Origin of the sequence: Salinarimonas sp. (assembly GCF_046292825.1) — a bacterium.
In the GTDB taxonomy this organism is placed as follows: domain Bacteria; phylum Pseudomonadota; class Alphaproteobacteria; order Rhizobiales; family Beijerinckiaceae; genus Salinarimonas.
In genome coordinates, this window is record NZ_JBKBQG010000043.1 from 24276 (window position 1) to 34212 (window position 9937).

Annotated in this window: 9 protein-coding genes; 3 read left to right on the plus strand and 6 right to left on the minus strand. The window is 70.3% G+C overall.

Features of this window, described 5'->3' with window-relative positions:
- Window positions 1-10 precede the first annotated feature (10 nt).
- Genes ACK4UM_RS17065 through motA form a run of 3 tightly spaced genes read right to left on the minus strand, consistent with a single transcriptional unit; the run spans window position 11 to window position 2304 of the window.
- Entirely contained in the window at window positions 11-481 is a 471-nt protein-coding gene (locus ACK4UM_RS17065) for a hypothetical protein (protein WP_409801489.1), read from the minus strand.
- Window positions 462-1400 carry a flagellar motor switch protein FliM gene (locus ACK4UM_RS17070; RefSeq protein WP_409801492.1) on the minus strand — a complete coding sequence of 313 codons (939 nt, stop codon included), beginning with the start codon at window positions 1398-1400 and terminating at the stop codon, window positions 462-464. The genes ACK4UM_RS17065 and ACK4UM_RS17070 overlap by 20 nt, the downstream gene beginning before the upstream one ends.
- Window positions 1401-1404: 4 nt before the next feature.
- Window positions 1405-2304, minus strand: a complete 900-nt coding sequence (gene motA / locus ACK4UM_RS17075) for a flagellar motor stator protein MotA (RefSeq protein ID WP_409801497.1) — start codon at window positions 2302-2304, stop codon at window positions 1405-1407.
- A gap of 595 nt (window positions 2305-2899) precedes the next feature.
- Between motA and ACK4UM_RS17080 the strand changes: the two genes are divergently transcribed.
- Window positions 2900-4540, plus strand: coding sequence for a methyl-accepting chemotaxis protein (locus tag ACK4UM_RS17080; protein ID WP_409801500.1), 1641 nt, complete (start codon window positions 2900-2902; stop codon window positions 4538-4540).
- Between the two features lie 6 nt (window positions 4541-4546).
- On the opposite strand, the gene ACK4UM_RS17085 is transcribed toward ACK4UM_RS17080, so the two are convergent.
- Together ACK4UM_RS17085 and ACK4UM_RS17090 are read right to left on the minus strand one after the other, a co-directional pair.
- On the minus strand, window positions 4547-5212 hold the full coding sequence (locus ACK4UM_RS17085; RefSeq protein WP_409801503.1) for a GNAT family N-acetyltransferase: 666 nt from the start codon (window positions 5210-5212) through the stop codon (window positions 4547-4549).
- Window positions 5209-5997 carry a 3-hydroxybutyrate dehydrogenase gene (locus tag ACK4UM_RS17090; protein WP_409801506.1) on the minus strand — a complete coding sequence of 263 codons (789 nt, stop codon included), beginning with the start codon at window positions 5995-5997 and terminating at the stop codon, window positions 5209-5211. Before ACK4UM_RS17090 ends, ACK4UM_RS17085 begins: the two co-directional genes overlap by 4 nt.
- A gap of 552 nt (window positions 5998-6549) precedes the next feature.
- Here ACK4UM_RS17090 and ispG point away from each other — a divergent pair.
- Window positions 6550-7848 carry a flavodoxin-dependent (E)-4-hydroxy-3-methylbut-2-enyl-diphosphate synthase gene (gene ispG / locus ACK4UM_RS17095; protein ID WP_409801509.1) on the plus strand — a complete coding sequence of 433 codons (1299 nt, stop codon included), beginning with the start codon at window positions 6550-6552 and terminating at the stop codon, window positions 7846-7848.
- Window positions 7849-7855: 7 nt separating this feature from the next.
- On the opposite strand, the gene ACK4UM_RS17100 is transcribed toward ispG, so the two are convergent.
- Complete coding sequence (locus ACK4UM_RS17100) at window positions 7856-8203, minus strand: ArsR/SmtB family transcription factor (RefSeq protein ID WP_409801512.1); 348 nt, start codon at window positions 8201-8203, stop codon at window positions 7856-7858.
- A gap of 134 nt (window positions 8204-8337) precedes the next feature.
- Here ACK4UM_RS17100 and ACK4UM_RS17105 point away from each other — a divergent pair.
- Window positions 8338-9937, plus strand: a 1600-nt coding sequence (locus ACK4UM_RS17105) for a CarD family transcriptional regulator (RefSeq protein ID WP_409801515.1), incomplete at its 3' end; no start/stop codon positions are given.

Sequence of the window (9937 nt, forward strand, 5' to 3'; positions counted from 1 at the left end):
ATCGGCGTCGTCAGGCGTCGTCGTTGATGCGCTTCACGACGACGGTCGGCCAGGCATAGGCCTTGGGCTTGGCGTCGGGGCGCGGCTCGTAGGGAGGCGGGGTCTCGCGCTCGCGGGGCGCGGAGCCGGCCCCGAGCGCGGCGGCGATCGCGACGGGCTCGGGGCGCGCGCTGCCGCTGCCGAGATCGAGGGCGGAGGCGCGGGCGCTCTCGAGACGCTCGGCGATCGCGCGCGCCTCCTCGATGCGCCGGCCGAGCGCCGCGAGCACGTCCGCGCCCTCGCGCTGCACGCCGTCGACCGCCCGCTCGACGCCCTCCATCGCCCGGCCCGTCTCGGCGAGGAGGCGGGCGTAATCGGTGTTGTAGGTCTTGAAGCGGCGGAACTCGCGGCGCAGCACGAGCGCGTAGCCGCAGGTCGCCAGCAGCGCGAGGACGAGCGCGACCTCGACGAGGATGAACAGGTCAAGCGTCTCGAAGGTCATCGAAGAACTCCTCGTCCTCGTCCACCACGTCCTCGATGCGCAGCATGTAGGAGCCGTCGCTCTGGCCGAGCTGCGCGCGGAACAAGGCCTGCCCGTTGCAGTCGAGGCGCACCAGCGAGCGCGGGCTCGCCTGCAGCTCGAGCACCTGGCCGACCTTCAGATCGGCGATCTCGCCGAGATCGACCATGCGCTCCTCGAGCACCGCCTCGAGGCGGACGCTCGTGCGGGCGACCTCGGAATGCATCTGCTTCGACCAGCGCGGGTCCGCCGGCGCGGTGTCCGTCGAGACGACGTGGGCGAGGCTCTGGCGCATCGGCGAGAGGGCCGATTGCGGGATGATCACGAACATCTCGCCGCCGCGCCCGAGCGCCTGGATCAGGAGCTTGGCCACGACCGCGAGGTTGTTGCGCCGCCCGATGATGGCGAAGTCCATGCGGGTCTCGATGCGCTCGAGCTTGAGCGCGGTCGGCGAGATCGCCTTGAAGGCGGTCTTCACCGCGTCGCCCGCTTCCTCGAAGAGCGCCTGGGCGAGGCGCATCTCGATGTTGGAGAAGCCGCGCTCGTCGTCGACCGGCGGCTCGGTGCCGTCCGATCCGAACAGGACCTCGACCATCGTGAAGACGAAGTCGCGGTCGAAGCCGACGAGGATGCGCGTGTCCCAATCGACCGCGTGGAACATCGCCGCGACCGCGTTCGATTCGTAGGCCTCGAGGATGTCGCCGATGCGCCCGCTCTCGATGTTCGACACCGAGAAATAGGAGGGCGAGGCCGACATGTGGCGGATGCCGTCGGCGCAATAGGTTGCCACGCGATCGAAGATCACGTGCAGCATCGGCAGCCGGTCGATGGTGATGCCGGCGGCGTCGAGGAGACGGTCGGAAATGGCGCCCTGGGGCGGCTGGAAGGTCTCGAGGTTCATGGTGTCACGCCGCTCCCTGCAGGGCCGCGCGGTCGTTCGCCGCTCCGCGGCTCGAGGCGGTGATGGTCTCGCTCTCGACCTCGTCGATCGAGGGCCGGTCGCCGGCCGCGATCGCCTTGCGGCCGTGCTCGAGGGCGATCTGCGGCAGCGCGCCGTTCATGTAGGCGATCAGCGTCTGCTTGGTGATGGTGTAGAGGCGCATCTGGTGCTCGCGGACGTTCTTGATCTTCTGGGCGAGGGGCCCGACGAAGCCGTAGGAGAGGAAGATGCCGGCGAAGGTGCCGACGAGCGCCGCGCCGATCAGCGAGCCGAGGAGCTGGGGCGACTGGTCGAGCGCGCCCATCGCCTTGATCACGCCGAGCACCGCCGCGACGATGCCGAGCGCCGGCAGCGCCTCGGCGACGACCATCAGCGCCTGGTAGGGCTTGAGCTTCTCGCGCCGATGCGTCTGGATCTCCTCGTCCATGAGCGCCTCGATCTCGTGCGGACGGGCATTGCCGATCACCATCAGCCGCACGTAGTCGCAGACGAATTGGGTGAGCTCCGGCCGCGCGAGCACGCTCGGGAAGCGCTGGAAGATCTCCGACTCGGTCGGCGCGTCGATATGCGGCTCGACCTCGTTGCGGCCCTTCGAGCGGATCTCGCGCATGAGCATGTAGAGGACGCCCAGGAGATCGAGATAGTCGCGGCTCTTCGGGACCTGGTGGAGGATCGCCTCGACCGAGGCGCGGCCGGTGTCGCGCACGGTCTTGAGGGAATTGGCGATGATGAAGGTTCCGATCGCCGTGCCGCCGATGATCACGAATTCCCACGGTTGCCAGATCACCGCGACGTGCCCGCCCATGGCGGCGAAGCCGCCGAGGAGCGAGGCGAAGACGATCACCATGCCGATGAAGATAGCCAAGGCCTGTGCCTCCCGGAGCTGACGTGCGTTTCGGGGAACAGGTCTAAGCCCGCAAGCTTGCGCGAGGGTGGCGGGGGAGGGGGGCGGCGCGACTCGGGCCCCGGGGCGGGCACGCGTCTGTTACCTAAAGGAAGAATAGAGAATCGGAGAGCGGTTTGCAGGGCATGCCTCGTCGACTGGCTGTGTTCGGCGCCGATGCAAGTTTCGTTTGCATATCGGTTCGATATTGTGATTTTCCACTCTGGAATTGATGCAAAATGCGCATGGTGGGGTTCGCGCCCAGGAGCTGAAATTAACGAATGTGATACGAAGTAGAATTTATCAAAAGTGCGCTGATGATCGATCGACGCAGTTCTTCCTGCGTCTTGGCGAACGATCCCCCCAACGAAAGCCAGGGTACGGAGCGTCGTACTCCGCGCGACGCGTGCGCGGAGGAGCTGTCGTGCCTCGTCGATGATCGGCGATGCTCGATTTCGGTGCCGACGGCGGCAGCGGATCGACGGCTCTCATCGGAAGACGGTCAGCCTGCCTCCAATCCCGAGGACGTCACATGACAGCTTGGTTTCTTTCCATTTCAGGACGCATCACGGTCGCGATGGGTCTCATTCTCGTGCTCTTCGCCGGCGTCTCCGGCAATTCGACGCTGTCTCTGTACACCGCGGAAGATCTCTTCATCGAGTACCAGGAGCTCTCGCTCGTGGCGGCGGGTCTGCTCGAGGTGCGTGGCGATCTGCTCTCGGTCGATCTCCATGCGGAGCACTTCGTCGAGACCGGCGCGGCGTCGGATATCGCCAGCGCCAAGGCGCAGGCGCGCGACGCCGTCGCGACGCTCGTCGCCGTGCGCACCGCGGCCGTGAATCCGCGCACGCAGCAATCCGTCGTCGCCATCCAGGCCGAGATGGCTCGGCTGGAGCGTTCTCTCGCGGAGCTGGAGACGGGCGGGGCGGCCGCCGCGCAGGCCCTGCGGGCGGTGCAGCAGGTGACGAGCGACCTCGCCCCGCGCCTCGACGCCCTCGCCAAGGACTACGTGCAGCGCAAGTCGCAGATCGGCCCGGCGACGATCGAGAAGCTCGAGAGCGCAGGCGCGATCGCGACCGTCGCGACGATCGGCGGCGTTCTCGCCGGTCTCGTCCTCGCCTTCCTCCTCGCCCGCTCGATCGTGCGGCCCGTCACGTCGCTCACCGGCGCCATGACCCGCGTCTCGCAGGGCGATCTCGCCACCGAGATCCCCGCGCGCGAGCGCCGCGACGAGATCGGCGCGATGGCGGCCACGCTCGTCGTCTTCCGCGACGCCCTTGCGCGCAATCGCGAGATGGAGGAAGAGGCGCGCGCCCGCGAGGCGAAGGCGGGCGCGGAGAAGCGGCGGATGATGAACGAACTCGCCGACACGTTCGAGGCCAAGGTCGGCGGCCTCGTGCGCCAGCTCACCGCCTCCGCGACCGAGCTCGAAGCCACCGCGAAGGCGCTCTCGGCCGGGGCGGAGGAGACGAACGCCCAATCCGGCACCGTCGCGGCGGCGGCCGAGCAGACCTCCGCCAACGTCCAGGCGGTCGCCACCGCGACCGAGGAGCTCGCGGCGTCGGCGAGCGAGATCGGCGGACAGGTCTCGGTCTCCGCCTCGCGCTCGGCGAAGGCGGTCGAGGAGGCGCGCCACACGAACGCCTCCGTCCAGGAGCTCGCCGAAGCCGCCCAGCGCATCGGCGACGTCGTCGAGCTGATCAGCGCGATCGCCGGGCAGACCAACCTCCTCGCGCTCAACGCGACGATCGAGGCCGCGCGGGCCGGAGAGGCCGGCAAGGGCTTCGCCGTCGTCGCCTCCGAGGTCAAGGGGCTCGCGAGCCAGACCGCGAAGGCGACGGAGGAGATCTCGAGCCAGATCGCCCGCATGCAGGAGACGACGCGCAAGGCCGTGTCCGCCCGGGATCGCGACCATGGTCGAGGAGATGAACGGGATCGCCGTCGCCGTCGCCTCCGCCGTCGAGGAGCAGCAGGCGGCCACCGGCGAGATCGCGCGCAACGTCAACGAGGCGGCGCGCGGCACCGGCCACGTCACCGAGAGCATCGTGCAGGTGCGCGAGGCCGCGCACCAGAACGGCACGGCGGCGACGCAGGTGCTCTCCTCGGCATCCGAGCTCGCGCAGAGCGCGGAAATGCTCTCCTCCGAGCTCGGCCGCTTCCTCGCGACGGTGCGCGCCGCGTGATCCGACGCGTCACGGGCCGAACCCCCGGCCCGTGACGCGCCTCACCCCACAGCCCCGAGCTTCACCCGCTCCCGCCCGGCCGCGTCGAAATTGCCCTCGTCGAGCCAGGCCTCGAATGCCGCCTTGCGGGCGGGCCAGTCGCGGTCGAGCATCGAGAACCAGGCGGTGTCGCGGTTCTCGCCCTTGACGACCATGTGCTGGGCGAAGGTGCCCTCGTAGGCGAATCCCAGGCGGGCGGCGGCGCGGCGGGAGGGGGCGTTGCGGGCGTCGCATTTCCACTCGAAGCGTCGATAGCCGAGATCCTCGAAGACGTGGCGCGCCTGGAGGAAGATCGCCTCCGTCGCCCCGCGCGTCCGCTTGAGGCGCGGGCCGTAAAGGATCGATCCGGTCTCGATCACGCCGTTGCCCGCATCGATGCGCATGAAGGCGAGGCGGCCCTCGGCGCGCCCGCTCGCGCGGTCGACGATCGCGAAGAACATCGGGTCGGAGAGCCCGCTCTTGCCCTCCATCCAGCCCTGGAAGGCCTCGCGCGTCGCGAAGGGACCGTCCGCCGAGAAGGCCCAATCGGCGGGATCGGACGCGCCGGCCTCGAACAGGTCGTCCCCGTGGCGGGCGGGGTCCATCGGCTCGAGGACCACGTATCGGCCCTCGATCGGACGGAAGGCGGGGCGCGGGCAGCCGCGCCAGGAGGCGAGATCGCGGTTCATGCCGCGGTCCAGCCGCCGTCCATGGAGATGTTGGCGCCCGTGATCTGGCTCGCCGCGTCCGAGCACAGGAACACCGCCATCGCCGCGACCTGCTCGACCGTGACGAACTGCTTCGTCGGCTGCGCCTTGAGCAGGACCTCCTCCACCACCTGCTGGTGGGTCATGTTGCGCGCCTTCATCGTGTCGGGGATCTGGCGCTCGACGAGCGGCGTCCAGACGTAGCCCGGCGAGATGCAATTGACCGTGATGGCGAAGGTCGCGACCTCGAGCGCCACGCTCTTCGTGAAGCCCGCGATGCCGTGCTTGGCCGCGACATAGGCCGACTTGTAGGGCGAGGCGACGAGGGAATGCGCCGAGGCCGTGTTGATGATCCGCCCCCAACGGCGCTCCTTCATCTTGGCGGTCACGAGGCGCGTCGCGTGGAAGGCCGAGGTGAGGTTGATCGCGATGATCCGGTCCCATTGCTCGACCGGGAAGTCCTCGACCGGCGAGACGTGCTGGACGCCCGCATTGTTGACGAGGATGTCGATCGGCCCGAGCCGGCGCTCGGTCTCGTCGATCATGGCCACGATCTCGTCGGGCTTGGAGACGTCGGCGGGGGTGTAGGCGGTGCGCACGCCGTGCGCCTCGGCGATCTCGGCCGCCTCCTTCTCGCAGGCCGCGCGCTCGCCGAAGCCGTCGAGCATGACGTTCGCTCCGTTCGCCGCGAGCGCCTTGGCGATGGCGAGGCCGATGCCCGACGTGGCGCCGGTGACGAGGGCGGTTCTGCCGGTCAGCTCATGCATGATGGAAATCTCTCCCGCGCGTCGTTGATGTCGGCGCGGAGGTTAGCGGATCGAGCGGCGAATGCCAGATCGTCGCGCATGCCCCATACCGACCACCCCCACCTCGACGCCTGACGCATCCTGACGTGCGCGATAGGGTCGCGGCCGAGAGCGCCGCCGCTCTCCTTCCCCTCAGACTCAGCGCTTGAAAACCTTTCCCCGACCGTCATTCCGGGGCGCGAAGCGAGCCCGGAACCCAGATCCACGACCTTGGTTCGAGCGCGCATGCGCGCTCGTTCCGCTATCGCAGGCACGCGATGCGTGGAAGGACGCAGCCTATAGGCTGCTCATCCGACGTCGGGAGTCTGGGTTCCGGGCTCGCTTCGCGCCCCGGAATGACGGCGTGGAGGTTCTAGGAGAGAGATTCGCAAGCTCTCAGGGGAAGGAGAGGGAGCGCCGTTACCGTCGTACGCATGCATATGCCGCAATGCGTGAACTCCATGGACCTTGACGCGGAGGCCCCGCCACGTCAGCTAAGAGGCGTCCGCAAAGATCGTCTCGCGAGCCTGCTCCATGACCTCGACCGATACCGGCCTCCTCGGCTGCCTCGACGCCGACGCCCCGATCGCGCGCGCCGGCGCGGCGGCGCGGCATCGCACGGTCGGCGTCATGATCGGGGGCGTTCAGGTCGGCGGCGGCGCGCCGGTCGTCGTCCAATCGATGACGAACACGGACACGGCCGACATCGACGCGACGGTGGCCCAGGTCGCCGCGCTCGCGCGGGCGGGATCCGAGATCGTGCGCATCACCGTCGATCGCGACGAGGCGGCGGCTGCGGTGCCGAGGATCCGCGAGCGGCTCGAGCGGCTCGGCTGCTTCGTGCCCCTCGTCGGCGATTTCCATTATATCGGCCACAAGCTGCTCGCCGATCACCCGGCTTGCGCGGAAGCCCTCGCGAAGTACCGGATCAATCCCGGAAACGTCGGCTTCAAGGACAAGAAGGACCGTCAGTTCACGCAGATCGTCGAGAAGGCGATCGAATACGGCAAGGCGGTGCGGATCGGCGCGAATTGGGGCTCGCTGGACCAGGAGCTCCTCACCTATCTTATGGACGAGAACGCCAAGGCAGCCCGCCCGCTCGACGCGCGCGGCGTCACGCGCGAGGCCCTGGTCCAGTCCGCCCTCCTGTCCGCCGCGCGCGCGGAGGAGATCGGGCTCTCGCGCGACCGCATCGTGCTCTCGGCCAAGGTCTCGGGCGTGCAGGACCTGATCACGGTCTATCGCGAGCTCGCGCGCCGCTCCGATTACGCGCTGCATCTCGGGTTGACCGAGGCCGGCATGGGCTCGAAGGGGATCGTCGCCTCCTCCGCCGCGCTCGGCGTGCTGCTGCAGGACGGCATCGGCGACACGATCCGCTTCTCGCTCACCCCCGAGCCCGGCGGCGACCGCACGCTCGAGGTGAAGGCGGCGCAGGAGCTCCTGCAGACGATGGGCTTTCGCACCTTCGTGCCCCTCGTCGCGGCCTGTCCCGGCTGCGGGCGCACGACCTCGACGGTCTTCCAGGAGCTCGCCCGCGACATCCAGGACTGGATCTCCGCGTCGATGCCGGAATGGCGCAAGACGCATCCGGGCGTCGAGGTGCTGAACGTCGCCGTGATGGGCTGCATCGTCAACGGGCCGGGCGAATCGAAGCACGCCGATATCGGCATCTCGCTCCCCGGCACCGGCGAGGCGCCCGCCGCGCCCGTCTTCATCGACGGCAAGAAGGCGCTCACCCTGCGCGGCCCGACCATCGCGCAGGACTTCAAGGCGCTGGTGGTGGACTACATCGACAAGCGCTTCGGCGTGGAGAGCCGCCCGGCGGCGGAATAGGTGCGGCTCACTTCGCGCAGAACGCCTTCTGCAGCGCGCCGATCACCTCGATGACCTCGGGGCGGGCCAGCGAATAATAGATGTTCTTGCCGTCGCGGCGGGAGGCGACGAGGTCGTCGGCGCGCAGGCGCGCGAGCTGCTGCGAGACCGCCGGCTGGCGCATGTCGAGCATGGCCTCGAGCTCGGTGACCGACTTCTCGCCCTCGATCAGGACGCACAGGATGATGAGCCGCGTTTCGTGCGAGAGCGCCTTCAGGAATTCGCTCGCCTGCCGCGCATTGGCGAGGAGCTGGTCGACGTCGATCTCGGCGGCGGTCGCATCGTGCCTCTCCAGCGGCTGCAGGGCAACGCTCATGGGGTGATCCTCGCTGCGGCCGGGGGAAAGCACGATCGTCTCCTGTATATAGTCGCGGTCCATGGCGATGGAAGGGCGGAAACTTACCGACGGGCATCCCGTTGTCGGCGGCCCGCCCTCCCACGCGCAAAGCTATGCCGCAACGCAACAGATCCGTCAAAGGCTTCGCCGCTCCTGCGCCGAACGGCCGTCTCGCGCTCGACGTCCTGCGGCTTCGCGGGGCGCCGATCCTCCTCGTCTGCGCGGATGCGCGCCAGGCCGCCGCGGTCGCGGCGATCGCCGGCGCGCTGGCGCCGGAGAGCCGCGCGGCGCATTTTCCCCCGCTCGACAGCCCGCCCTACGACCCGCTTCCGGCCTCGCGCGCCTGCGTCGGCGGGCGGATGGCGGTGCTCGGCGCGCTCGCCTGCGAGGAGGCGCCGCCGCGCCTCCTCACGGCCTGCCCGGCGGCGCTCCTGCGCCGCGTGCCGCCGCGCGCGATCTGGCCCGCCGCCCGCCTCGCTCTCGCGACCGGCGAGACGCCCGATGCGGACGCGCTCGCCGATGCGCTGGCGCGCATCGGCTATCGCTCCGCTGCCCGCGTCGAGGAGCCGGGGGAGTTCGCCCTGCGGCCCCAGGCGATCGAGATCTTCCCCGCCGCCGCCGCGATCCCCGCGCGGCTCGCTCTCGAAGAGGGCCGGATCGTCGAGATCCGCGGCTTCGACCCCGACAGCCAGCGCGATCGCGACGAGACCCGGGAGCGCCTCGTCGTCGACCCCGCCTGCGAGATCGTACGCCCGGCCGGCGAGGTGCCGGCCGCGCATCGCGAGGAGCACCGGCTCGCCGCGCATTACGAGGCGCTGGAGACCCTCCTCGATTATCTCCCCGACGCGCGCATCCTCGTCCGCGAAGGCACGGAGGAGGCGGTCGAGGACGCGCTCGGGGCGATCGCCGAGGCGCATGCCTACGAGGTCGCGATGCGCGAGGCGCGCGGCCGCGGCGCCCACCCGCTGCCGCCGGAGCGGCTCTTCCTCGGCGAGGCCGATTGGCGGGCGCTCGCGGAAGGGGCCGAGCCGGCGCCGTCCGGGGGAGGGGAGGGCGAGGGGTCCGTCCCCCGCTTCTGGGAGGCCGCGCGTCCGCTCGCGGCCTTGCGCGGCTTCGTGGAGGGCGCCCGCGAAGACGGGCTGCGCATCCTCGCGACCGGCACGGGCCGCGCGGGGGCGAGCCTCGCCCGTCGCCTCGCCGCCGCGCTCGGCCAAAAGCCGGTTCCGGTCGCGCGCCTCGCGGAGGCCGCCGCAGCGGAGCCCGGCGCCCTCCTCGCGCTGCCGGCGCCGCTCGAGGCGGGCTTCGTCGATGCGGCGGACGAGGTCGCGGCGATCGCGCCCGCCGATCTCCTCGGTCCGCGCGCCGTCCTCGCCGACGCGACGCGCGATCCGCTCGGCCTCGACGAAGCGGCGCTCGCGTTCGGCGAGGCGGCGATCCATGCCGAGCACGGGATCGGCATCGTCGAGGGGCTCGTGCGCGTCGATCTCGACGGCGAGCCGCGCGAGGCGCTGCGCCTCGCCTATGCCGACGGCGCGAGCCTGATGGTGCCCGTCGACGAGCTCGACCGCGTCTCCCGCTACGGCGCGGCGGTCGAGGGGCTGCGGCTCGATCGGCTCGACGGCGACACCTGGGCGCGGCGCCGCGACGCGATCGAGGCCGAGATCGCGGAGGGCGCGGCGCGGCTCGAGGCGGCGGCGAAGGCGCGCGCGCGCC

What these genes read in the sequence shown, in the direction of transcription:
- ACK4UM_RS17065 (WP_409801489.1), bottom strand. Translation starts at nt 481, where the DNA reads ATGACCTTCGAGACGCTTGACCTGTTCATCCTCGTCGAGGTCGCGCTC.
- ACK4UM_RS17070 (WP_409801492.1), bottom strand. Translation starts at nt 1,400, where the DNA reads ATGAACCTCGAGACCTTCCAGCCGCCCCAGGGCGCCATTTCCGACCGT.
- ACK4UM_RS17080 (WP_409801500.1), top strand. Translation starts at nt 2,900, where the DNA reads ATGGGTCTCATTCTCGTGCTCTTCGCCGGCGTCTCCGGCAATTCGACG.
- ACK4UM_RS17085 (WP_409801503.1), bottom strand. Translation starts at nt 5,212, where the DNA reads ATGAACCGCGATCTCGCCTCCTGGCGCGGCTGCCCGCGCCCCGCCTTC.
- ACK4UM_RS17090 (WP_409801506.1), bottom strand. Translation starts at nt 5,997, where the DNA reads ATGCATGAGCTGACCGGCAGAACCGCCCTCGTCACCGGCGCCACGTCG.
- ispG (WP_409801509.1), top strand. Translation starts at nt 6,550, where the DNA reads ATGACCTCGACCGATACCGGCCTCCTCGGCTGCCTCGACGCCGACGCC.
- ACK4UM_RS17100 (WP_409801512.1), bottom strand. Translation starts at nt 8,203, where the DNA reads ATGAGCGTTGCCCTGCAGCCGCTGGAGAGGCACGATGCGACCGCCGCC.